Genomic DNA, 23,709 nt, shown 5'->3' with positions numbered 1-23,709 from the left:
GTTTTGACTGGGATAAAGCTGTTTCAACTAGGTAGGGCTTCCTGAAAAAGCACACAAAGCGCATGAATAGTGAAGTACAGGCGAATAATGTGGTATAATGGTGCAAGGGGAAACAAGGTATAGACTCAAAATGCTTGCACCGAGGTGATGACGAAGATGTTTCTGAGGAGACATAAAGAGAACCAGATGGAAATGGTTGGATTCGGAGGATCACTGACAAGAGTACTGTCGAAAGAGAATCAATGGGTTCGACTGAGTGAGATCATACCGTGGAAAGAGATTGAAGACAGATATGCTAAGTTGTTTGCAGACTCTGGAATGGGAGCACCTGCAAAGAGTGCAAGGATCGCATTTGGTGCACTGGTAATACAGGCGATGAAGAACTACACCGATGAAGAGACAGCAGCACAGGTTGCGGAGAACCCGTATTTGCAGTATTTTCTGGGAATGAAAGAATACCAGGTGGTTCCATTGTTTGACGCATCCATGATGGTGCATTTCAGAAGGCGCTTTAACTTTGAGAATGCAAAAGACATCAACGACATGATCATACAATACATCCAAAGAGCTGAAAGACCAACAAAAGAAGAACTGCCTTCATCCAGAGATAACGATGGCGACATTACAAAACAGAACGACCAGGGAAACACGCAGCAACACAACGATAAACCCAGTCCCAACAAAGGGACGTTGTTACTGGATGCTACCTGTGCTCCCAGTGACATACAATATCCCACCGATCTGAGGCTGTTGAATGAGGGGAGAGAAAAACTTGAAAGAATCATCGACACCCTCTACAAGGCAGATCAACGAGAAGACAAGCCAAAGAAGCCACGAACATACAGAAACAAAGCCCGCATGCAATACCTGGTTGTGGCAAAAAAGCCGAAGTTTCGAGCTTTACAGATGCGAAAAGCCATAGGGAAACAACTGAGATATGTCAAAAGAGACCTGAAAATCATCGAAGAGATGTTGAGACAACAATCACAAGACACATTGAACCAGAAACAACGAAAAGAACTGGAAACGATCCGAACACTTTACAATCAGCAAAGCACGATGTACCAGACAAAGATTCGCAGAATCGATCATCGAATAGTCAGCATCAGCCAACCACATATACGCCCTATCAAGCGAGGGAAGAAGAAAAGCCCCACGGAGTTCGGAGCCAAGATAGCAATCAGTGTAGTCAACGGACTTGCTCAAATTGAAAAGCTGAGCTGGGAGAACTTCAATGAAGGAGCAACCATGAAAGAAAGCGTAGAACGATACCGCCAGACTTATGGTTACTATCCTGAAGTGGTGCTGGTGGACAAACTGTATCGTAACCGTGAGAACATACGTTATTGCCAGGAAAGAGGGATAAGGATTACTGGTCCGAGACTGGGAAGGAAGAACCCACAGATACAGAAAGAAGAGAGAAAGATCATGATACAAGATGCAAGAGTGAGGAACGCAGTTGAAGGCAAGATTGGAGAAGGAAAGCGGAAATATGGACTGGGGCTTATCCGGGGAAAGCTGAAAGAAACAAGCGAAACCATGATCGCTTTTACGATGATTGCAATGAACCTTGCCCGCTGGTTGAGGGGCTTATTTTTTTTCATTTTTCCGATGGCTATTCTGGGGAGAAATCGGAGGAATTCGGAGCAATTTCGAGGGTGTTCTACGTCAAAATCCACATATTGTGAGTCAACTACTACTCTCTTGAACATGACGACCTCTTTAACTGGAAGAAGGTAGTAGTTTTTCAGGAAGCCCTAGGTAATGACAAGAAACGAGAGAGATTATCAAAGAGCAAAAAAAAACAGTGTAATCCATGATCGATACTGAAGTAATCAACGCTTCATAAAAAAGCAAATGTCTTACGATACTATTATATTACATTTGGACTCAAAAGACGAAGAACTTCTCTCTTGAGTAGATTTAATTATGATGCATTACGGAACAAACTAGCCTTAGTTACTGAGAATTTGCCGGATAAACCGATGTCTGTTACTTCTCTCTATCGACGTATCCCTTTTCCTTCGATAAGCTCACCGTGCCAAGGACATTCTACGCAACTGTGAAACCATCTTCATCAAGAATAAAGTAGGCTGCAAGGGCCCAATCGGCAAATCTTCTCCCGATCAGAAGTAGCCGGCTGTTTGAAATTCCTTCCTTCAGGAACCTATGTGCTCCTAGAAACCAACCTTGGGTACACTCTCAGCAATATCGTCAGTCTCTTTGTTCTACAATGAAAGCATTCAAGAACGCAGGCATCCTCTTATCCGAAGAAAGACTTAACAAAGATCCTAATGACCTCGGCTCCCCCGATAAAAGTCCCCACACTGCTTCCAACGTTCGCGAATACTACAACCAGAAGGATCTTCGTAACTCTGTTTTTCCAGAACCCCTTGAATGAACTTACATCTTCGTTCAAGTTTTCAAAGTCGAAGACCTTTGGCTTTCTCACCAGCGCCTCCACAAGACCGGCAAACCACCCGGCAGCGAGAATAGGGTTCAAGGAACTCACCGGAGCGATGAAGAAAGCAGTCAATATAGAGAGAGGGTGGCCAAGAGCTGCAATAGTCCCCAGAGCAGAAAGCGATCCGTTCCAGAGGATCCAGGCCAGTATCTGGTCTAATCCGGCATCCCTGTTCACGATAATAGTAGATACCATGAGAGCAATAATGACTATTGATATGGTCCAGCCGATAATCTTACCGGTCTTCTTCTTCGGAGGGATCTTGCTGAGTGCCACAAGGTCCTGATCCTCTTTTATAGCCTCTTTCAAACCCGGGACATGTCCGGCACCAACGACTGCGACTACTTTCTTTCCTGGAGCCGTCTTGATCTTCTGGGCAAGAAACTTGTCCCTCTCGTCAATAAGAGTCTCCTTCAGCTGCGGAAAAGACTTTGAAAGTTCACTAAGAGCCGATGTAAGCATATCACCCGACTTCATCTTTTCAAGATCTTCTTCGGTTATCTTCTCATCGCTGAAAATTGACAGAACGAGAGTGAAGAAGAGTTTCGTCTTTCCCCAGAAGCCGAGATTTCCCCATATTCTTGCGAAAGTAACCTGAATATCTCTATCCGCGAGAACAAGCTGCGCTCCTATCTCTTTTGCCGACTCAATAGCCTGCAGCATCTCCTGTCCAGCTTGAATTCCTATCTGCTTCGCCATTCTCTTCTGATAGGAAGAGAGTATGAGATTTGCCAGAAGAAGAAAGGATTTCTTCTCCTTAACAACCTTTGCGATATCGGTCTTCTTCCATCTATCCTGATCCTGCATCGATTGATAACGGGAATTACACAACTCTATAGCAACGGAATCGGGTTTCTCTTCCTCAATGATCGTCTTCACTTCTTCGGCGCTGTTCTTTGATACGTGGGCGGTACCGATAACTATCAATTCTTTGTCATCAAGCATTATTCTGTGCACTGTCTCGGACAACGAAATCACCCTTTCGATTTAATTATCAAACTCTATTTAATCATAATCTTGCAGCTAACTCGTGTTTATGAGATTATCAATTATATAGCTGATTAAGATGATGTTGGGAGGTGTTCTCTTGAGCAGCCCCGTCCGAGCTGAGATCGGAGATCTCGAAGGAGCTATTGAGCTAGCATCTCTGGTCTTCAATACTGAAATGGGCAAGATCTTTCCTGTGCTTTTCTCCGAGGAAAACGTTAAGAACATAACCGTTGTCAAAGACGCTGGAAGACCTGTAGCGATGATCGGGCTCCTTCCCAGAGAAATATCTCTATTCGGTCACAGAATGAAAGTTGGACTCGTTGGTTCGGTATGCACTCACCCAGACTACCGCGGAAAGAATTACGGCGCCGTGACTCTTGCCAAGGCAGAGGAATTGGCTATAGATCTGGGACTATCACTGCTCATCATATCCGGAGGAAGAGGGATGTATCAGCGTTTTGGAGCGGTCAAACCCCCCGGTCTCAAAAAGATTGTAGTGAAACATGGTAGAGCAACCGCGATGAGGGAAGCAAAGCGTACCGACATCGGAAGGATTCTTGACCTGTACCGACTGAAACCCGTCAGATACATCAGGAGCTTTTCGGATTTTGAGAAGATCTTCTCGACAGGATACGCAGTGGCCAGAAAGACAAAGACCTATATCAACGACAGAGCGTACATCACCGTTGTGGAAAAGGAAACGGGGAATCACGTTGTGGAATATGGAGGCAGCAGCAAGGACGTAATATCCTTGACAAAAAGCTTCATAGAAAAAGAAGGACTTGAAGAGTGCACTATAATCGCCGACAGACTATTCAGAAGCGAAGAAAGCCTGCCATGCGAGTTTCCGGGAACGGCAAAGGTCATTTCGAAACGCCACTTCTTCGATCAGATGGAAAGCTATTTCACCGAGGTAATGCTTTCGGAGGATTACGACAGATTTCTGGAGAGTGCTGAAAGACTCTCTTTGGCCGAACTTAATCAGGAGATTCTATGCTGCAGCAAGTTCAAGGGTCTTCCTATAACTCTTCCAGACTACGGTTTTGATTACGTGTGATGAGGAGGAGTCTGCTTACAGAGTCCAGTCAAAAGGCGAAAATCATCGCGCCTGTGAAGGCTACGCCTTCGCCAGTTTCGCTTCGCGGCCGAGACCAGTTGCAAGTTGCCAGTTCCACGTTGCAAGATCTAGGTGCGAAAAACAAAAGATCAGACTAAAGGCAGGCGCCGAAGAACATCGCCGGACGCAAGGCCGGGCAAGAACGTCCCAGGTCGCAATGCCTTCTTCGCGGGTATGAACCGGGTCCGGGGTCTGGTTAGATCGCTAGAAGCCGTTCTTGGGAGAACAGCTGTTTGTTCGAAAGAGCGGTTGCGAGTTGCATGTTCCAAGTTGCAAGCACAAGAACCGCTGTGCGCTTAAGAGAAAAAATCCTCTGGTCGCTGAGCGAAAGAATCCGTCATTATGAACTCCATTCAGAATCTCGTGTTCGTGGTTTTTGATCTAAACCAAGAACGAAGAACAGATCCTCGCTCTGGAACGAAGAATTTTCCTCGGAGAACGGTGAACTGTTCAACGGAGAACCAGTTTCACTTTGCTCTTTCGAACCCCAACCACAAACCTCCGACCCCGGCCTTCGCCTTCTTGGCACACACCAACCCCCAACCTGCAATCCCCGACCTCGGTAATTTCTTCTCCCTCCTGGTGCGAAAGCGCCAGCATCACTTCCCCGGATGCCCTTCCGGGCATCACTTCCTCGCGCCAGCGAGCCTCACTTCCTGGCGAAGCCAGCCTTGCATCTTATTCCGCTCTTTCCAACCCCCTAATCCGCTACCCCCCGCCCCGGTTTTCATAGAACATTCTTTTCTTTACATTTTCCTTCGAAGAAATCTATTGATCTTTTCAGAATCGTCTTCTTGAGGAGTATTGAGGTCAAATGGCCTGTAGGCATCCATCGGAGTGTCGAATTTGGTATCCTCTCTGAGAGTTCCTTTGTGGAGCGTCTGGAGACGAAAATGTCGAAGAGGGCACCGTTTATGAGAGTCGGACACTTGACAAACTTCGCGAATGTCAGTGGGTCGTACTCAAAGCAGGATATTGGAGCACTACCGATTTCCAGCTCGGGGCCCTCCAAGGAACGGATGTATCTCTCATAATCTTCACCATGCAGTTTCTTGCATTTCTCCTTGTTGCAGGACCCGTCCTCTTCGTATTTGACTCTCATCACACCTGTCACGAAGCTCTTCCAGGTTATGTGGTAGAAATTCCCGCCCGTGACGACGAGCGAGAGTGCGCAGATCGACCTGTCGAGTGCCGCCGTTATGACAGATATAAACCCTCCGAAGCTGTATCCCATCAGAAAGTAAGGTGGAGGGCACTCCCATTTGAGGTAATTCAAACATGTAAGACCGTCAACAACCGCGTTTTCAAAACGCTCCCTAAGAACATCTGTTCTAGGATCGAGAAACAGCTCTCCCGATCTGTAGCCTATGGGGGTTCTTTCGAAATGATAGGGAAGTATCATCATAGCACCGGCATAACCCGTCTTCGCAAGGTTTTCGGGAAACCACCTCAGGTAATCGAGGTTCTTTTCCCCCCTTCCATGAAAGAAGAGAACAGTCCCCTTTCTTCCTCCTTTGTAAAGGTATAGAGGGAGATCTCCGTTCTCTGAAAAGCCACTCGGATAGTTGGACTTCAGAATTATTCTCGAGCCTTTATCGCTATCGGATCTCTCTATTATTTCTGGATGATCGGAATAACGTCTTGCAAAAACCACATTCTCCATTTACTTCTACCTCAACAAAATTATATAATAATTCGATAAGCTAACCTGTACCCTTGGGAGGAATCAATGAACACTCTAGCAGTTGCAGTAGCTATCGTTGTCTTAATTGTATCTCTAAAGATCCTCAAAGACATTTCCTTGTCGCTTTTGATCTCGGTCATTGGTCTTGGTATTGTGCTAATGATCTCCCCGACAAACTATCTTAGCGCGTTCGTTGAAGAGATTACAGACTGGGAATTCTGGAAGGTTATCATTACAGTCTTCTCGATTTATCTCATGGGAGAAACAATGGACAAGAGTGGCAACTCTTCAAGGTTTGTGAAAGCCGTTGAAAGGCTTTTCCCCGAGCCGAGAGTCTCGATAGCCCTTATGCCGGCAATAATCGGTCTTCTTCCAATGCCTGGAGGGGCGATGTTTTCTGCTCCAATGGTGAAAGATCTGGCAAGGGCCGATCCCACGATTTCCAATGAAGACGGACTAGTGTTCAATTACTGGTTCAGACACGCGATGGAGTTCTTCTGGCCGCTCTATCCAGCCCTCGTAATTGCCTCGGGGATATCTAGAATCAGTTTGAACACACTGGTAATATGGCTAATGCCCATTGGAGCCGTTGCGCTTGTTGCGGGCTATCTACTTATGATTCGCAAACCTATTAGAATCCGTTACAGCCATTTCGCGATGAGAGAGCTTATTATCAGCGCGTGGCCGATTATCGCCGTGATCGTGCTTGTAATTCTCAATCAGCCAGGGTGGCTGGCAGTTCTGGGAACCTCGATAGTATATATGCTTATAAACAAAAACAAGAAGAAGGTTCTCGTTTCTTCTTTGAAATACAAGACTTTCATTCTTCTTCTAACAGTATTCTTCTACAAGAACCTCGTTGAGACAGTCGGGATTCCACAATCTATGGGTTCGGAACTTACGGCCTGGTCGATTGCACCGCTGACTCTCGTAGTACTTCTGCCCTTTCTCATGGGATTCATGACTGGGGTAACTCAGGCCGGCGTCGGACTCAGTCTTCCACTGATTCTAAGTATGGGCAACGGTTATGGTACACTCTCTACAACGATTCTCGCCTACACTTTTGCAGTTGTGGGAGTTCTTGTTTCACCAGTCCATCTCTGCCTAGTATTGACGAGCGAATACTTCAAGGTAGAGTATCCAAGAATTGTGAGGAGAATTGCCGTTGCCACTTTGCTATCAATAACGGCAAGTGTAGTTGTCTTTGTACTCCTTAAGTCAACTTGAATTAACACAATTCCGGAGCTTTGTAGGGTATACTGTTACTTGCTTCAAAGATGACTGGAGGTGAGAATAGTTGAAAGAATACTCCGTTGTCCTATCGAACGTGACGAAGGTCTTCGATAACTCCTTTACAGCTGTGGACAACGTTTCTCTTAAGATAGAACAGGGTGAGTTCTTCTCTCTTCTTGGGCCCTCCGGTTGCGGAAAGACAACTATTCTAAGAATGATAGCCGGGTTTGAGGACCCTACCTCTGGCAATATAACTCTCAATGGCAAGAACATAATTGGAACTCCTCCCAACGAACGAGAAGTAAATACCGTCTTTCAAAATTACGCACTCTTTCCTCATTTGAGTGTTTTTGAGAACATAGCCTTCAGCCTGAGACTCAGGAAGGAACCCGAGAATGAAATCCGGCGCAAGGTTAAGGAAATGATAGATCTTACCCGCCTCAACGGACACGTTGAAAAGATGCCCTCACAGCTCTCCGGAGGTCAGAAACAACGCGTGGCGATCGCAAGAGCCCTTGTGGGAAACCCTGCCGTGTTGCTGCTTGATGAACCTCTCGCCGCACTGGACGCAAAGCTTAGACAGCACATGCTCGTTGAGCTTGACACGATACATGATGAAGTGGGGATCACCTTTATATATGTGACTCATGATCAGAGCGAAGCCATGTCGATTTCCGACCATGTGGCCGTGATGAACGATGGAGAGATTATTCAGCTGGGGACTCCCTTCGAAGTCTACGAGAGCCCGGTGAATGCTTTTGTTGCTAATTTCATTGGAGAGACGAATTTCTTCACCGGGAACGTCGAGAAAGTAGAATCCGAATACTTCCTGCTGGTTACCGAGAGATTCGGAAAAGTCTGGTTCTACAAGGATATGGAAGTAAGAGAGGGGCAGGAAATACAGGTCTCATTGAGGCCCGAGAAGGTGAAGATTACAAAGGACAAACCCGTTGTCCCCGAAGGAGCCAAGCTCAACGTCTTGAAGGGAGTGGTCGACGAGACCATTTATCTTGGAAACCAGACGAAGTACACCGTAGCTATCGGCGAATACTATATGAAAGCGTTCAAGCAGCATGTTAGATATCTGCTAGACGAAGTCATCATCTCCTGGAAAGATGATGTTTTTGTCTGGTGGTTCGCAGATGATAGCTACGTTCTCAGGGAAACGGGTGGTGTTCCAGTTGAAGAGTAATCGGAATCTGGCCGGATTCCTCGTTTCGATGCCTGGAGTTCTCTGGTTGACGGTTTTCTTTCTGATACCATATTTCATCATCATACTGTACAGTTTCCTGACGTCGGGAATATATGGTGGAGTGGAGCTTCCATTCACTTTGGAAAGCTACACTCGGATGCTGGGTAACGCGGGGTACTGGCAGATACTTTGGAAGACTGTTTGGATTTCTCTGGTTGCCACCGTGATTTGCCTGGGAATCGGTTTGCCCACTGCCTACTTCATAGCGACATCGAAGAGAAGCAACCTCTACCTCACTCTTGTTATCGTTCCTTTCTGGACCAACTTCCTCGTAAGGATATTCGGCTGGATGGTCATTCTGGGCAGAAACGGGGTTATTAACTCTTTTCTGCAGCTGCTCGGTCTTGAAGAGCCTCTTACTCTAATGTATACAACAGGGGCGGTGATCCTTGTCATAGTGTATATGTATCTCCCCTATATGATTCTTCCTCTTTATAGTGCAATAGAGAAGTTCGACTTCCGGCTTATTGAGGCTGCAATGGATCTAGGAGCGAAGAGAACCGAGGCCATCTTCAAGGTTCTTATTCCTTCCATTAGAGGAGGCATTATTGCGGGAATCATTCTAGTTTTCATTCCCGCTCTCGGCTCATACGCGATTCCCGATCTGGTCGGCGGAACGGATGGAGCTATGCTCGGAAACCTTATTGCAAGACAGCTTACTGTGGCAAGAGACTGGCCGTCTTCCTCGGCGATCTCAATGATCTTCCTGCTGATATCTACGTTGGGCCTGCTGGTCTACATGAGAATAAACAAGGTACAGAATAAGAGGCGGCTTACGATCCGCGAAAACTATATGAGAGAGGAAGAGATCTGATGGAGACAAAGAAGGTTATTGGAAGACGCAGATTCTCCATGACGATCACAACGCTGGCCTTCGTCTTTCTCTATTTGCCGATCGTGGCACTTATTGTACTCTCTTTCAACAGCGCAAGACAGGGAGTTACTTGGACGGGCTTCACCCTGAAGTGGTATTCCGAGTTGTTCAGACAGGCCGATGTCTGGAGGGCATTTCTCAATACAGTAATAATCGCATTGACCTCTTCTCTGGCCGCCACAGCGATAGGAACGTTCTCAGCTATGGCTCTCTACTGGTATCAGTCAAGGCTGAAAGGTTATCTGGGCATTCTTGTGTACACGCCTCTGATAATCCCGGACATTTTGATGGGAGTCTCGATGCTGATCTTCTTCGTCGCCGTCGGCGTTCCTCTTGGCCTTTTTACGATCTTCGTGGCACACGTTACTTTCTGTGTCTCTTACGTTACCGTAACGGTTATGACCAGACTTGAAGACTTCGACTATTCTGTGGTTGAAGCTGCAAGAGATCTTGGAGCCAAAACCCATGAGGTCTTCAGAAAAGTGATCGTTCCAATTATCATGCCTGGAATCATCGCCGGCTTCCTGCTCAGTCTCACTCTGTCAATAGACGACTTCGTAATAACATTCTTCGTCGCCGGCCCGGGATCTACAACACTGCCTTTAAAGATCTATTCAATGATTAAGTTCGGGGTCTCCCCGGTAATAAACGCGCTTTCCACACTGCTTCTGGTTGGTACTATGTTTATTTCCTTCTTTGGAAGCAGATTCAGAAAGCTAATCTTCTAGGAGGTGGGATTATTGATTAAGAGATTTACCATTACAGCTGTTGTGCTTCTGGTTGCCGCGCTGATGCTAGGTCAGGGAAATCTGATCATCTACGGCTGGTCGGATTACATACCAGATGAGGTTAGCGAGGTTTTCTCTCAGGAGTACGGCATTAGAGTGACTTATGACACTTACGATTCAAATGAGACGATGTTTGCAAAGCTCAAAGCAGGTGCCCGCGGCTACGATCTTGCTATGCCTTCAGCCGATTACACAAGCATAATGATCAAGGAAGAGATGCTGCTCACGATAGACAAGTCGCTGGTTCCCAATCTTGCGAATATTGATCCCAATGTCATAGAAAAGATGTATTACGACCCTAACAACAACTTCAGCATCCCCTATATGGTAGGAACAACGGGAATTGCAGTCAATACGAAGTACATCAAGAGTTATCCGAGGTCGTGGAAGATCTTCGAACTGCCTCAACTCCAGGGAAAGATGACAATGCTCGACGACATGAGAGAGGTCTTTGGGGCCGCCTTGAAGTATCTCGGATACTCGGTCAACACGACCGATGTCAATGAGCTTCAGGAAGCAAAGAACCTAATCCTGAACTGGAAGAGAAATATCGTCAAGTTTGATAACGAGCTCTTTGCCAAAGGAATAATCTCCGGCGAGTTCTGGGTAGTCCACGGATACGGAGAAAACATCTTCTATGAGGCAACCGAAGAAGAGCTTAAGGACATCGATTTCTTCATTCCCTTTGAGGGCAGTACGATGTGGATCGACAGTTTCGTTATTCTAAAAGGCTCGAATAACGTTGAGAACGCTCATCTGTTCATAGACTTCATTCTGAGACCCGAGATAGCGGCTTTGATCTCAGACTATCTACTTCTTCCCTCTCCAAACGTGCCTGCTAGAGAGCTTATGGAGGAAGAGCCCGTCTACACCTTTGAAGAAATGGAAAACACCGAATTGATCAAAGATCTCGGGCCGGACCTTAGACTTTACAACACTCTGTGGAACGAGATTCGTTTCGGTCTCTAGTGTGGATACTCTGAAGATTCGTTGAGCTTTACAGAAGTGGCGCATCTCCTTTTCAGAGAGATGCGCTTTTTCTTTGGGAGTCACATATCTTTGATAGTTTGCGTTGACCTGTGCTAGACTCTACAGGTCATAGAATTTGAAGAGGTGGTTTATGATTTCCATTGAAGATTTCGGAAGCAAGCTCACCAATAACATATCGAAAGTGATAGTAGGCAAAGAACCTATTATCGAGAGAGTTCTCGCAGTCCTTCTGAGCGGCGGCCACGTCTTGATAAACGATGTACCTGGAGTTGGGAAGACGATGTTGGCCAGAAGTCTGGCCATTTCCCTGGGACTCGATTTCAACAGACTGCAGTGTACTCCCGACCTTCTCCCAGGAGACGTTACGGGCATCAGTATTCTCAACCTCAAGACCAATGAGTTCACATTCAGAAGGGGGCCGGTTTTCACCCAGATTCTTCTCATCGACGAAGTGAACAGAACAACTCCGAGAACGCAATCTGCCCTACTCGAAGCTATGGCAGAGAGACAAGTCACAGTAGACGGCAAGACCTTCAATATGGAGCATCCCTTCTTCGTTATTGCGACTCAAAATCCCGTCGAATTTGAAGGGACTTTCCCTCTTCCCGAAGCTCAACTGGATAGATTTGCCATATCTTTGACAATGGGCTACCCAGGCGAGGAAAGCGAGAAGAGTCTTCTTAAGGGAATCTTTCGGGAGCATCCGATAGCTTCGTTAGGATCTGTTTCCAATTGCGAGGAGTTGAACGAAGTCCTTCGGCTGGTCAAAGAGGTCGCAATTGAGGACTCCCTTCTCGGGTATATTGTCAACATTGTCAATGCAACAAGAAGACACAAAGATGTTCAGCTAGGCTCTAGCCCAAGAGGTTCAATCGCTTTGATGGAAACCGCCAGGGCTCTAGCCGGACTGAGAGGCAGGGATTACATCATTCCCGACGATGTAAAGGAAGTGGCTCCAGATATTCTCTCTCACAGAATTATGATCAAGCCAGAAGCCCGTCTCATGAGGAGATCCAGCAGAGAAATCGTTCTTGACATCGTCGAGTCTGTACCGATCCCTATAGACTATGAAGAGGCTTGAACTCGAGGAGATAAACTCAAAAGGAAAACCGCTAATAATAATGACGGCAGTTTCCATTTGCTGGTCGATATTGTTCTTCAACGCGTATTCGGCAACATTCCTCACTCTCTCGGCAATTGTATGGCTCTATTACTGCATCACAAGAGCGACTATAAGAAAGCTAGTTATCAGTCGTTCCCCGGATAGAGAAAGGCTTTTCTCCGGTGAATCTCTCACTGTTGAATACACAATCGAAGGTGGCTCTCTGGTATCTCTTAACTGTACTATATTTCCTGTCATAAGAGCGGAGAGAGAATACCTTGGATCCGAGGAGAGTTCAGTAATCCTTTCTTCGGACAATACCTCTGTAGTAGAAACTAGGCTGACTTTCAGGAAGCGAGGTAAGAAAGATATATCGCGTGTAGTTCTCATTTCAAGAGATCCGCTTAGGTTTTTCTCGCATACTGCAACATATTCGGCAGTCGAATCCGTTCTTGTGCTTCCAAGAGTCCTGAATCTCGATTCCTTTCCCCTGAGACTCAGGGAACTCCTTCCAGGTAAGCGGAGCGATTTCCAGTTGATGGAGGACCCGGTCGATTTCAAGGGTATTAAGGAGTATGAAAGAGAGCCTCTTAACAGGATCCACTGGAACGCATCTGCCAGGCTCGGAAAACTCATGAGCAAGGAGTTTGGCTACACCGCCGTTAGCAAAACCCTGCTCTACCTCGACCTCAACCTTTCAAAGGAGATATTCGCCCGCGATGTGTGGGAGAAAATCAGAATCGACTATGAAGAGATCGCAGTCCAGCTTGCTCTTGGTCTTGTCAGGTTCTCATATGAAACTGGAGGAAGTATAGGACTCGTAGTTGTCGGTGAGAAGATACTTAGGCTGAGCGATTCGGGCCGAGACTGGACAGACTTCGCCGAAGCGCTCTCCGAAAGTAAAGGCAGTGATCAGGGCCCCCAGCTTCCAGATGTTCTGGAAGGAGATCTTGAACGCTTCGATCCCTCAACTACGGTCGTAATAGTCTCGCTTTATCTCGGAGAGGAGATCCTGCCGCATCTGCTTAAAGCAAGGTCACACTCAAGCCGTGTAGTTGTTATTATTGTTCCGTTCAATCCCAGAGAACCGTGGACCAAACGTACTATCTCTTACCAAATGCTTCCCAGAACTATCGAAGAGCTCAGAAGGCGTGCCGCCCTTCTTGAACAGGAACAGATAATCGTACGTGTCGTAGGAGACAATCAGTCGATCCAGGAGGTGCTGATCGATCTTGAGAATCGATAGAACCTCGCTGACGGGGGCCGCTACAGTCTTTTTGATCTGCTTCGTGCAGTTGTTCTTCGCTGGAGGAGCCGTTTTTGCCGTCTGTCTTGCTGGACTTGTAGCCTTTCTCTTTTACCTCGGACGAACAAAGACGGGGTGCAGCGTCTACTTGCTTCTTCCAATCCTGCTATTCACAACAACTATTCTGTTGTTTGGAGTTTTGAGAAGCGGTTTAGCTCTGTCGGTTTCCGCACTGGGAGCTATGGCAGGAATCGTTCTCTCGATGGACAGAAACGAATACATCTCAGTTGCAGGAGTCTTCATTGTGGGATTTTCTCTTTCGGTTAGTCCCGTTCTACACCACACTGGAGCCTATGTCACTCTGATATTGATATTCGTAAGACTGCTTCTAATACCGAAGGCACCAAGAGTCTTCCTTACTCTAGCGGTCCTTCTTCCTCTGCTGGCCATAGCCCTTCTGGGCGATTACAGAGGAGGGTTGATTCCTTCAGCAAACAGAGCCGCTGTCTCTGAGGTCTCAGAAAGCGAGATAGAGTCTTCGAGAGACGAGGAGCAACCTTCATTCTTCTCTGAAGAAGCAGAATCTTCAATGGCACAGAGAGCCGACGGCGGTTTTGAAATCGCTATTCCAGAAGAGGTCCCCGAAGTCGGCTTCATAGATTCTATCTTTCTCTTTGGGTTCTACACAATCATCCTGATTCTCGTGATTTCAGTGGCAAGGAAGGCTCTGAGAGAATTCAAAGGGTGGGTACGACTTGTTCCGCCTCTTATGATATTGGTATCTGTAGTTGTAGTTCTTGTCGGGGGTTTCATGTATCTAAGATCGTTACCGCTTTCAGAAGATATCGTATTTGGAACAGGCGGTATCTCCAGCGATCTTTCAACTTCTATGCCTTCCTCTGGAGGGGAAGTTGCTCGGCAGGAGGAAGGCGAGCCTCCGTTTGTAGAAACTGCCAGTGCCGGGCGGTCGTTCTACTTGATCCTAAGAGTTGCCACCCTCACCGGTATAGCCCTTCTCTCGGCGGCTCTTGCCTACATGGTATTCTTTATCACTAGAAGACGCCAGATGAATCCTTCGACGCCTGAGGCAGAAGAACCAATCGAGGAGGAAGTGCATCGCATTGTAACCGAACTCCCCGCATATGAAGAAGGGAAGGAGTTCATAATATCAGCTTATCAATGGCTCAGAGAAATGTACTTTAGCGATTATCGTCAGCTGACTCCGTATGAACTGGTCTGGCAAACAAAGGGCATAACAAAAAGTCTGTTGACCAAACTGACAGCGATATATGTTCCTGTCAAGTATGGAAATCGCGATCCGGAAAGAACCAGCTGCGAGAAATTCGAAAGACTTTTCTTGGAACTAATTAAATCGCTGGAGACGGCTATCAATGGCATGTAAAAGATTTTACGGATTTTGTTTTGGTGATTGTTTCAAAGACAAAATGCCTGAATATTAGAAATAATCAAATTAATCTTGCGGTCAACTTGCATTTTATTCGAAAGTCTGTGTTATAATCAATCTGTCCAAAGGACACTATCGCTTTGCAAGTGGTGCAAGGTAGTTTTAAGGAGGAACATTTAGGTATGACAGGAACAGTAAAGTGGTTCAACGGAACAAAAGGTTATGGATTCATTACTAAGGATGACGGTGGGGATGTTTTCGTTCACTTTTCAGCTATTGAGATGGACGGTTTCAAGACCCTTGACGAAGGACAGAGAGTCGAATTCGATGTTGAAGACGGTCCAAAGGGTCCTCAGGCAGCAAAAGTTAGAATTGCGAAGTAATCGATTGTCCATATAGGAACCGGATCGCCCGCTTTTAGCGGGCGATTTTTTTGTCGCTCTCCCGTATGATCATCTGACTAATCATTCATCCTTGTGCTAACATATCAATAATCAAACTAAACAACGGGAGGAAATGATGGACTCCAGATCAATGAATCTACTTGACGGAACCATGTTCTTCAGTGCCTTCTCTTCGGGTGCTACGGCTGTCATCAAGGAGCAAAACTATCTGAACAAGATAAACGTCTTCCCGGTCGCAGACGGTGACACCGGAACTAATCTCGCCTCAACGATGAAGTATATACTTGAGCTCACCTCTGTCTCCAAATCGATAGGCAAGACGACCAGATCAATCGCTGATGCTGCTTTAATGGGTGCGAGGGGAAATTCAGGAGCGATTTTTGCCCAGTACATGCATGGGCTCAGTACTGCAATAGGAAATCGTGAAAGCATAGACAGGCAGACTTTCGCACGAGCGGCTCAAGAAGCAATATCCTACGCTTATAACGCAATGGTTACTCCAGTTGAAGGAACTATGCTGACCGTTATGAAAGACTGGGCCGATGCTCTCAGTACTATTGACGGTTCCGACAAATCGCTGCTCGAAGTGATAACTCAGTCGCACGCAGTCGCCCAGAAGTCGCTCGAAGAAACCCCTGAGAAACTCTCCATACTGAAAAAGGCCGGCGTAGTCGATGCCGGCGCAAAGGGCTTTGTTGCCTTCATCGAAGGGATCAAAACCTTTCTAAGCGGCAAGGGTGTGAATCTCGAAGATGAGATAATCCCTGATGTTGAGCTAAGAAGTCACGTTCACATCGACGAAGGGAACATTGAGAATAGATTCTGTACTGAAGCGATAATTGAAGGTACTAAACTAAATATCGAAGGAATTAAGTCAATCATTAGCGAATCTGGAGACTCCGCTCTTGTTGCCGGCACCGAGAACAAAGTAAGAATTCATGTTCACACAAACGAACCGGCTGAGTTGTTTTACAAGCTTAAAGATTTCGGTGCTGTCACTCAGCAGAAGGTTGACGACATGGAGATGCAGTATAGAGTTAGCCAGAAACGGAAATACCCAATCGCTCTCGTTGTTGATTCGGTATGCGACTTGCCGAAGGAAGTGATAGACTACTACCAGATTCAGATGGTTCCTCTCTATCTGAACTTTGGTCAAAGCCAGTATCTGGACAAGATAACCATGAAGGCCGATCAGTTCTATTCTTTGCTCGATTCCGCAGATGAATACCCCGTTTCAGCACAACCTGGTATGAACACTCTCCAGAACCTTTACCACTTTCTAGGAACTCACTATGACTCAATAATCGCCATTCATGTCTCAGACAAACTCAGCGGCACGTGGAACGCAAGCACCAAAGCCGCCGAAAAACTAAAGAAGAAGATCAGTGTTATCAACTCCCGCCATGTTTCCGGATCGATCGGCCTGCTAGCACTGAAGGCCGCCCGGATGATCGAAGAAGGGAGTGTCCACGATGATATCGTCGAGACGATCGAGTCCCTGACAAAAAACACGAGGATCTTCGTAAGCGTCAATACTCTCAAATACATGGTGAAAGGCGGGAGGGTAAGCCCTGTTCTTGGACTTGTGGGAAAGGTGATGAATTTGAAGCCAATAGTCTCAGTCGACAGGGAAGGCAATTCAAAGCTTTATGGAAAGGCCTTCAGCAAGTTGGGCAATATGAAGAAGATACTTGGATTCGTCGAGGAGCTGAACCGCAAGTGCAACGTTGTCTCATACAATATAACCCATGCCCACGCTCATAAAACGGCAAAGGCTTATGAAGACAGTCTGACCAAACTGCTCGGCAGGAAGCCTGAATACATAATGGAGGTCTCTCCTGTTGTCGGCATCAGCGCAGGAGTTGGAGCTATAAGCGTTTCAGTACTTTGCAAAAGCGACACATGGGCCCCCGATGTAAGAATAAAGTGAGGTGCAATGATGGCATATGTGATCCTTTTCAATGCTTTAGTCGTAGTCGCCTATATGTCTGCATTCTTCGTAATCGGGACAGCGAAGAAGGATAACTCTGTCGTAGACATCGGCTGGGGTGCCGGGTTCGTTATGGTGGCCTTTTTCACGCTCTTCGTGTACGGTGAGTTCAACGCCAGGCAGATAATCACAACCACGCTGATCACATTCTGGGGAACGAGGCTGAGTACCCACATATTCAGAAGGAATTGGGGACGGGGAGAGGATTTTCGCTACTTACAGATGAGGGAGAAATGGGGAGACAAGGTACTTGTAAGATCCTTCCTTCAGATTTATATGCTCCAGGGGGTTTTCATGTTAATAATATCGTACTCCGTCATGTTGATAAATAGCCATTCAGGCCGGGAATTTGGACTTGCCGATATACTCGGCATTTTGATATGGGCCTCCGGGTTTGCTGTCGAATCGATCGCCGATGCTCAGCTAAAGGCTTTTGTGAAAACCAAGAAGCCAGGAGAGGTTATGACTGGAGGGCTGTGGAGGTACTCTAGGCATCCAAACTATTTCGGAGAAGCCGTGCAGTGGTGGGGCATTTTCGTGATTGCCCTTTCTATCGATGGCGGACTTTGGGCTATCATAAGTCCGATAACCATAACCATACTGTTGAGATTCGTCTCGGGGGTACCTTATCTGGAGAGGAAGTACAGAGATTACCCTGCTTTCAAAGAGTACTTGAAAGAGACCAACGCCTTCATTCCCTGGTTCCCACGAAAGAAGTAGCGTGATTGACATGGAAGTTGTTTACTCCGCCATCTTCGCTTATCTAGTAGGATCTATTCCAACAGCGTTTCTTTTTGGGAAGATTCTCTATGGGTTTGATATAAGAAAGCAGGGCACAGGAAACATGGGCGCCTCAAATATGGTGGCCGTTAAAGGCTGGAAGATTGGCATACTAACAGGGGCAATTGACTTCATGAAGGGAATGGGCACGATTCTTATAATCAAAGGGCTCTCAGCTCATTGGACATATCAGATGCTCTTCATTGCGGCAAGTTTCGCGACAATCGGCCACATGTATCCCATCTTTCTGAAGTTCAGGGGTGGTAAGGGAACTGCCACATTGGCCGGTGGCCTCGTAGGTCTTGATTACCAGGTCGCGCTGATCTGTATGGTCATACTTCTCGCTTTTATCGCGATTACGGACTACGCAGCTCCGGGTGTTATCGCCGTCTCTTCAGTAATGATCTTCCTTTTCAGAATCTTCGGATACAGATGGGGAATATCTCTTCTGCTGATACCCATTGCAGTGATTATGATAGGCAGAAATCTCGAGAATATCCAAAGGATTTTGCGTGGAGAAGAACCGGGGCTGAGGGCGCACATAAGAAAAAAGAAAAAGGCCATACAAGAAGAGACCTGAGGGTCATTTCTCAAATACCCAGGTAAACTTTTCGAACTTCTTCACTCTCAAGGAGCTCCTTTGCAGGCCCCTCGAGAGTTATTTTGCCGGTTTCCAGTACATAAGCGTATTCAGATATCTCCAACGCCTTTGCTGCGTTTTGTTCTACAAGTAGAATCGTCACGCCTTTCGAATTCAATTCATGAATCGCTTGAAAAACCTCTTCGACGACAATCGGCGCCAGACCAAGTGAAGGTTCATCCATCATAATCAGATCTGGGTTTGCCATAAGACTGCGGCCTATCGCCAGCATCTGTTGTTCTCCACCTGAGAGCGTCCCGCCCAGTTGCTTAAGTCTCTCTCTCAGTACCGGGAAGAGGGATAAAACCGTATCGAAGTTCGCTTCGATTTCCGATTTGTCTTTTCTGTTGTATGCACCCATTAGAAGGTTCTCCCTAACCGTAAGATTCGAAAATATTCTTCTTCCTTCAGGCACGAGAGATATTCCTCTTCTTGCTGTTCTAGCGGCACCAAGTCGGTTTATGCTATTCCCTCTGAACGATACGGATCCTCCGGATGGTCTTATCAAGCCGCTGATAGCTCCAAGCGTTGTGCTCTTGCCGGCTCCGTTTGAACCGATTATCGTCACAATACTGCCTTCTTCTATGGAGAGGGTAATACCCTTAACGGCTTTAATAACTCCATAGGAAACCTGAAGTTCTTCTACAGTGAGGATTTCACTTCCCAACGGTAACCCACTCCCTTCCCAGATAGGCTTCGATAACCTTCACATCCTTCTGAACAAAGGCGGGATTTCCTTCACTAATCGTCCTCCCATGGTCTAGAACCATTATTCTCTCACATAGACCCATCACAAGCTTCATGTCATGCTCTATGAGCAATACGGTTAAGCCAAAGTCGTCCCGGATTCTCCTTATGGTATTCACCAGGCCAATTGTCTCCGAGGGATTCATTCCGGCGGCCGGTTCGTCTAGAAGGAGTAGAGTTGCACCAGTAGCCATGGCTCTAGCAATCTCAAGAAGTCTTTGTGAACCATAAGGAAGAGAGCTAGATTTCTCGTCTGCATGTCCGTCAAGATCAAAAACGCTCAAGAGCTCCACCGCCTTAGATCTCATTTCACTTTCCTTTTGCGAATAGCCGATTCTTGAAACGCTCTTGAAGAACCAGCTCATAGCCTCTCCATTGCTGGCAATAGTATGATGCTGAGACACCATAACATTCTCGAGAACTGTGAGATCCTTGAACAATCTTATATTCTGAAAAGTCCTGGCAATTCCATTTCTGGTAATTCTGTCCGGCGGCAGTCCCGTTATCTCTTTCTCCTTGAATAGAACTCGCCCCTCTGTTGGCCTGTAATGGCCGGTAATCATGTTGAATACTGTTGTCTTACCGGCTCCGTTAGGTCCGATAAGCCCGAATATCTCTCTTTCCTTTACCTCAAGACTTACCTCTCCTATGGCTGTGAGTCCTCCAAACTTCATCGTAATATTATCTAGAGTCAAAAGGCTCATTTCTTTTCTCCTCTCCTGAAGAGTGAGACGAGCCCCTCCCAGGAGAACTCGCTCCTTCCCATTATTCCTCTGGGCCAGAAGATCATTATTATTACAAAGAGGCCGGAGAAAACAAGCATTCTCATCCCGCTCATCCCCACGATTTTTAAGCCAAATAGATTCATGGGACCTTCTAGGAATCGCAGCCATTCGCTCAAGAATGCGAATAGCGCACCCCCTATAATCGCTCCTGTTATGCTCCCCAGACCTCCAAGCACGATCATTATCAGCACATTGAATGTGAGAAGGATGCCAAAAGTGTTTGTTCTGGGATCTATTGTGCTTAGCCAGTGCCCGTACAGAGAGCCTGAGATACCCGCAAAGAAACCTCCTACTACAAATGCCATCAGTTGATGTTTAAAGACGTTGATACCCATAGCCTGAGCCGCTACTCTATCTTCTCTAATAGCTCTCAAGGCCCTTCCAAAGGAGCTGTAAGAAAGACTCATCACACATGCGACTGTCACGAGTAGCCAACCCCATGCCCACCAAACATTTGAGTAATCGGGAAGTGCCTTCAAACCGAGTGCCCCGTTAGTGATCGAATTGAGATTGAGAGCGAAGATTCTTATTATCTCGGAGAAACCGAGAGTTGCAATAGCAAAGTAGTCACCGGTGAGCCTAAGAGATGGCCATCCGATGAAGAAGGCGAACAATGCAGCAACCAAGCCCGCAATTATCGTCGCCCAGAAAAATGGGATCTGGATCGAATTTAGGGGCCAGATCAGCTTCTCGATTAGAAAAGTCATCTCCTTCTGCTGGGGAGAGAGAGTCAAAAGGGCCGAAGTGTATGCACCAAGTGCAATGAAGCCGGCATGCCCAAGGGAGAAGACACCAGAAATGCCATTGACAAGTGTGAGGCTTACCGCCATTATTCCATATATTCCGATTAGAGTTATTATTCTTGAATAGTAGCTGTTCAGCAGTTCCTGCGAGAGAAACAAGAGAAGCGCTATCACCGGCAGGGCAGACAGCGTGAGTAGAGTCTTGGTCTTTTTCGACATACCAGTCACACCTTCACTATTTCCGGTTTACCCATGAGCCCTGAAGGCTTCACAGAAAGGATAACAATCAGAATGATGAAAGCAAATGCGTCCCGGTAACCTGCTGCTCCAGGCATTATCCCGACCATCATTACTTCGGTTATTCCAAGTATCAGCCCACCGAGCACCGCTCCCGGTACCGACCCTATCCCGCCAAAAACGGCGGCGACAAACGCCTTCATTCCAGGTATGAATCCCATGTAAGGCCACACCTGTGGATACCTGATCGCCCAGAGTATGCCACCAATTCCCGCAAGCGCCGAACCTAGAGCAAACGTCATTCCAATCACTTTATCAACATTCACACCCATTAGCGATGTTGTCTGGATATCGAGAGAAACGGCTCTCATCGCCATCCCAACTTTCGTCTTGAAGATGAACCACCAAAGAAAGACCAGTGCTATTGCAGCAACGATTAGCGTTATGAGGGAGATGACGGGGAATCTTATTCCTCCAACTATCACTTCTCTGCCGTACTTCATCTCGACCTGGCCTCCGATTATTATCATCTCGTTCAAAGACTGAGGGAAGATGGTTCTGAAGGATCTGGGAATACCCGAAAAGATGACGACGGCAAGGCTTTCGAGGAAGAAAGAGACCCCGATTGCAGTTATTAGCGCAGATATTCTCGGTGCATTCCTTATCGGCTTGTAGGCGATCCTGTCAACCGTGAATCCAAGAAGTGCCGCACAAGAGATCGCGAGTACCGCGGCCAGATACCACGGTAACTGCGCCAGCGTAACAAAGAAAAACGCAAAGTAGACAGCCATCATGAAGATATCTCCATGAGCAAAGTTGATCAGCCTCAAGATTCCGTACACCATCGTATAACCTATGGCTATCAATGCGTAGAGGGAACCAAGGCTGAGACCGTTGACAAAGTTCTGTAAGAGAGTCTTAGGATCCAAGTTCACACCTCCGGCCGATTGGAAAGAGAAAGAAGAGGGCGGGGCCGATTAAAGCCCCGCCTGCTCTATGGATTGATCGTTGTATCGTACACGAACTTCCCGTCTTCGATCCTTACAATCGCTACGGACTTTATCGCATCGCCATTTTCATCTATCGTGATTATCCCCGTCACGGCAGGAAAATCCTTTGTCTGTCTAACGGCCACGGCAATGGCTTCTCTATCTGTGCTCCCCGCACGTTCTATTGCGTCCCTTACAACGAGATAAGTATCAAACCCGAGGGCAGTGAATGTTCCTGGTGCTTCGCCGTACTTCGCAGTGTACGCTTCGACAAAGAGCTTTGCGTTCTCAGTCAGCGCAGGGCTTCCGGCATCGTAGTGAGTGGTGAAGTACAAACCGTTGACGGCATCTCCTCCGATTTCAATCGTCTCGGGAACGGCCGCGCCGTCACCTGCGATTATCGGTTCGTAAAAACCCAGCTGCCTTGCCTGGATAGCAATAAGGGCTATCTCCTGATAGTACCCAGGGATAAAGAAGGCACCGGCTCCTTTGGATATAGCATCAGAGACCTGAGCGGTGAAGTCCTGATCTCCAGATTTGTAATACTCATAGAAAACGCTCCCCCCGAGCACAAGTGCAGTCTCTTTGAAGTAATTCGCGAATCCGACCGCGTAATCCTGCTCAACGTCTACGAAGACGGCAACATTTTCTGCACCCATGTTGTTGAATGCAAGCAAAGCTGCCGCGACTCCCTGGAATGGATCGCTGAAGCAGACACGAGAAACATACTTCTTGTCCTGCGTTACGAGAGGATTAGTTGAACTTGGTGATACCATCGCGACTCCGTTCTCTTCTGCAACCGTTCCTCCTGCGATCGTGTTCGAACTTATCACCTGGCCGATAATCGCAACTACTTTTTCCTGTTCTATTGCGCGGCGGGCGGTGTTAACGGCCTGAACCTTGTCGGAGTTGTTGTCAAGCAAGACAATTTCGATCTTTTCCCCAAGTACTTCTGGAAAGAGCTCATTAGCGAGCTCGACACCCTGCCAAATCATCTGGCCAAAGGCAGCGACTCCACCCGTCATAGGAAGAATTGCTCCCACCTTGATTGAAGCAAGTGCTGACACGGAAAGAATTACGACCAAAAGAATTACAAAGAGTTTTCTCATACTTCTACCTCCTCCTGAAGTGGTTACAAGTGAATGAGACTAACCCAATAATCGTGAGATCTCAACAAATCCTCACAGGTGCAAAATTCAGAGTTCTAAGCTAATTATTCCCCCGAAAGTACGCGTAACTAGCTCGAACG

General features: G+C 46.9%; 21 protein-coding genes. 14 read left to right on the top strand and 7 right to left on the bottom strand.

Features of this window, described 5'->3' with window-relative positions:
- Nucleotides 1-156: 156 nt before the first annotated feature.
- Nucleotides 157-1,740 (top strand): IS5 family transposase, encoded by a 1,584-nt coding sequence (locus Q502_RS12850; protein ID WP_165775403.1) that lies wholly within the window; start codon nt 157-159, stop codon nt 1,738-1,740.
- A gap of 523 nt (nt 1,741-2,263) precedes the next feature.
- Here Q502_RS12850 and Q502_RS12845 read toward each other — a convergent pair.
- A complete protein-coding gene (locus Q502_RS12845) occupies nt 2,264-3,433 on the bottom strand; it encodes a TraB/GumN family protein (protein WP_099830902.1) in 1,170 nt (389 codons plus the stop codon).
- Nucleotides 3,434-3,551: 118 nt separating this feature from the next.
- Between Q502_RS12845 and Q502_RS12840 the strand changes: the two genes are divergently transcribed.
- Nucleotides 3,552-4,511, top strand: a complete 960-nt coding sequence (locus tag Q502_RS12840) for a GNAT family N-acetyltransferase (protein WP_099830901.1) — start codon at nt 3,552-3,554, stop codon at nt 4,509-4,511.
- Nucleotides 4,512-5,298: 787 nt separating this feature from the next.
- Here the strand turns inward: Q502_RS12840 and Q502_RS12830 are convergent.
- Entirely contained in the window at nt 5,299-6,234 is a 936-nt protein-coding gene (locus Q502_RS12830; RefSeq protein WP_102818704.1) for an alpha/beta hydrolase family protein, read from the bottom strand.
- Nucleotides 6,235-6,300: 66 nt separating this feature from the next.
- On the opposite strand from Q502_RS12830, the gene Q502_RS12825 reads away from it, so the two are divergent.
- The 12 genes from Q502_RS12825 to Q502_RS12770 all read left to right on the top strand — a co-directional run bounded on the left by Q502_RS12825 (nt 6,301) and on the right by Q502_RS12770 (nt 18,899).
- Nucleotides 6,301-7,482 (top strand): DUF401 family protein, encoded by a 1,182-nt coding sequence (locus Q502_RS12825; protein ID WP_099828616.1) that lies wholly within the window; start codon nt 6,301-6,303, stop codon nt 7,480-7,482.
- A gap of 70 nt (nt 7,483-7,552) precedes the next feature.
- Nucleotides 7,553-8,680, top strand: a complete 1,128-nt coding sequence (locus Q502_RS12820) for an ABC transporter ATP-binding protein (RefSeq protein ID WP_099828615.1) — start codon at nt 7,553-7,555, stop codon at nt 8,678-8,680.
- A complete protein-coding gene (locus Q502_RS12815; RefSeq protein ID WP_099828614.1) occupies nt 8,670-9,554 on the top strand; it encodes an ABC transporter permease in 885 nt (294 codons plus the stop codon). Before Q502_RS12820 ends, Q502_RS12815 begins: the two co-directional genes overlap by 11 nt.
- Entirely contained in the window at nt 9,554-10,342 is a 789-nt protein-coding gene (locus Q502_RS12810; RefSeq protein ID WP_099828613.1) for an ABC transporter permease, read from the top strand. The genes Q502_RS12815 and Q502_RS12810 overlap by 1 nt, the downstream gene beginning before the upstream one ends.
- Nucleotides 10,343-10,405: 63 nt before the next feature.
- On the top strand, nt 10,406-11,371 hold the full coding sequence (locus tag Q502_RS12805) for an extracellular solute-binding protein (protein WP_374704125.1): 966 nt from the start codon (nt 10,406-10,408) through the stop codon (nt 11,369-11,371).
- Nucleotides 11,372-11,522: 151 nt separating this feature from the next.
- Entirely contained in the window at nt 11,523-12,473 is a 951-nt protein-coding gene (locus Q502_RS12800) for a MoxR family ATPase (RefSeq protein ID WP_112109489.1), read from the top strand.
- Nucleotides 12,460-13,740 (top strand): DUF58 domain-containing protein, encoded by a 1,281-nt coding sequence (locus Q502_RS12795; protein WP_112109490.1) that lies wholly within the window; start codon nt 12,460-12,462, stop codon nt 13,738-13,740. The genes Q502_RS12800 and Q502_RS12795 overlap by 14 nt, the downstream gene beginning before the upstream one ends.
- Entirely contained in the window at nt 13,727-15,142 is a 1,416-nt protein-coding gene (locus Q502_RS12790; protein WP_258001580.1) for a hypothetical protein, read from the top strand. Before Q502_RS12795 ends, Q502_RS12790 begins: the two co-directional genes overlap by 14 nt.
- Before the next feature lie 185 nt (nt 15,143-15,327).
- On the top strand, nt 15,328-15,528 hold the full coding sequence (locus tag Q502_RS12785; protein WP_099828610.1) for a cold-shock protein: 201 nt from the start codon (nt 15,328-15,330) through the stop codon (nt 15,526-15,528).
- Between the two features lie 136 nt (nt 15,529-15,664).
- The gene (locus Q502_RS12780) at nt 15,665-17,479 is read left to right on the top strand and encodes a DAK2 domain-containing protein (RefSeq protein WP_102818703.1); all 1,815 of its coding nucleotides are present in this window, start codon (nt 15,665-15,667) and stop codon (nt 17,477-17,479) included.
- Between the two features lie 9 nt (nt 17,480-17,488).
- The gene (locus Q502_RS12775) at nt 17,489-18,259 is read left to right on the top strand and encodes a DUF1295 domain-containing protein (protein WP_099828608.1); all 771 of its coding nucleotides are present in this window, start codon (nt 17,489-17,491) and stop codon (nt 18,257-18,259) included.
- 10 nt (nt 18,260-18,269) lie between these two features.
- Nucleotides 18,270-18,899, top strand: a complete 630-nt coding sequence (locus tag Q502_RS12770) for a glycerol-3-phosphate acyltransferase (RefSeq protein ID WP_099828620.1) — start codon at nt 18,270-18,272, stop codon at nt 18,897-18,899.
- A gap of 10 nt (nt 18,900-18,909) precedes the next feature.
- Here Q502_RS12770 and Q502_RS12765 read toward each other — a convergent pair whose 3' ends face one another.
- The 5 genes from Q502_RS12765 to Q502_RS12745 all read right to left on the bottom strand — a co-directional run bounded on the left by Q502_RS12765 (nt 18,910) and on the right by Q502_RS12745 (nt 23,569).
- Nucleotides 18,910-19,626: an ABC transporter ATP-binding protein gene (locus tag Q502_RS12765; protein ID WP_099828607.1), complete on the bottom strand. Its 717-nt coding sequence runs from the start codon at nt 19,624-19,626 to the stop codon at nt 18,910-18,912.
- A complete protein-coding gene (locus Q502_RS12760) occupies nt 19,616-20,410 on the bottom strand; it encodes an ABC transporter ATP-binding protein (protein ID WP_102818702.1) in 795 nt (264 codons plus the stop codon). Before Q502_RS12760 ends, Q502_RS12765 begins: the two co-directional genes overlap by 11 nt.
- Nucleotides 20,407-21,453 (bottom strand): branched-chain amino acid ABC transporter permease, encoded by a 1,047-nt coding sequence (locus tag Q502_RS12755; RefSeq protein WP_099828605.1) that lies wholly within the window; start codon nt 21,451-21,453, stop codon nt 20,407-20,409. Before Q502_RS12755 ends, Q502_RS12760 begins: the two co-directional genes overlap by 4 nt.
- 5 nt (nt 21,454-21,458) lie before the next feature.
- Nucleotides 21,459-22,400 (bottom strand): branched-chain amino acid ABC transporter permease, encoded by a 942-nt coding sequence (locus tag Q502_RS12750; RefSeq protein WP_099828604.1) that lies wholly within the window; start codon nt 22,398-22,400, stop codon nt 21,459-21,461.
- A gap of 65 nt (nt 22,401-22,465) precedes the next feature.
- Nucleotides 22,466-23,569 (bottom strand): ABC transporter substrate-binding protein, encoded by a 1,104-nt coding sequence (locus tag Q502_RS12745; protein ID WP_099828603.1) that lies wholly within the window; start codon nt 23,567-23,569, stop codon nt 22,466-22,468.
- Nucleotides 23,570-23,709 lie beyond the last annotated feature (140 nt).

It is taken from the genome of Mesotoga sp. Brook.08.YT.4.2.5.2., assembly GCF_003351125.1.
Taxonomy (GTDB): Bacteria; Thermotogota; Thermotogae; order Petrotogales; family Kosmotogaceae; genus Mesotoga.
This window is presented reverse-complemented; position numbering and strand designations above follow the sequence as displayed.

What these genes read in the sequence shown, in the direction of transcription:
- Q502_RS12775 (WP_099828608.1), top strand. Translation starts at nt 17,489, where the DNA reads ATGGCATATGTGATCCTTTTCAATGCTTTAGTCGTAGTCGCCTATATG.
- Q502_RS12745 (WP_099828603.1), bottom strand. Translation starts at nt 23,569, where the DNA reads ATGAGAAAACTCTTTGTAATTCTTTTGGTCGTAATTCTTTCCGTGTCA.
- Q502_RS12830 (WP_102818704.1), bottom strand. Translation starts at nt 6,234, where the DNA reads ATGGAGAATGTGGTTTTTGCAAGACGTTATTCCGATCATCCAGAAATA.
- Q502_RS12760 (WP_102818702.1), bottom strand. Translation starts at nt 20,410, where the DNA reads ATGAGCCTTTTGACTCTAGATAATATTACGATGAAGTTTGGAGGACTC.
- Q502_RS12805 (WP_374704125.1), top strand. Translation starts at nt 10,406, where the DNA reads ATGCTAGGTCAGGGAAATCTGATCATCTACGGCTGGTCGGATTACATA.
- Q502_RS12800 (WP_112109489.1), top strand. Translation starts at nt 11,523, where the DNA reads ATGATTTCCATTGAAGATTTCGGAAGCAAGCTCACCAATAACATATCG.
- Q502_RS12755 (WP_099828605.1), bottom strand. Translation starts at nt 21,453, where the DNA reads ATGTCGAAAAAGACCAAGACTCTACTCACGCTGTCTGCCCTGCCGGTG.
- Q502_RS12810 (WP_099828613.1), top strand. Translation starts at nt 9,554, where the DNA reads ATGGAGACAAAGAAGGTTATTGGAAGACGCAGATTCTCCATGACGATC.
- Q502_RS12825 (WP_099828616.1), top strand. Translation starts at nt 6,301, where the DNA reads ATGAACACTCTAGCAGTTGCAGTAGCTATCGTTGTCTTAATTGTATCT.
- Q502_RS12785 (WP_099828610.1), top strand. Translation starts at nt 15,328, where the DNA reads ATGACAGGAACAGTAAAGTGGTTCAACGGAACAAAAGGTTATGGATTC.
- Q502_RS12795 (WP_112109490.1), top strand. Translation starts at nt 12,460, where the DNA reads ATGAAGAGGCTTGAACTCGAGGAGATAAACTCAAAAGGAAAACCGCTA.
- Q502_RS12780 (WP_102818703.1), top strand. Translation starts at nt 15,665, where the DNA reads ATGGACTCCAGATCAATGAATCTACTTGACGGAACCATGTTCTTCAGT.
- Q502_RS12770 (WP_099828620.1), top strand. Translation starts at nt 18,270, where the DNA reads ATGGAAGTTGTTTACTCCGCCATCTTCGCTTATCTAGTAGGATCTATT.
- Q502_RS12850 (WP_165775403.1), top strand. Translation starts at nt 157, where the DNA reads ATGTTTCTGAGGAGACATAAAGAGAACCAGATGGAAATGGTTGGATTC.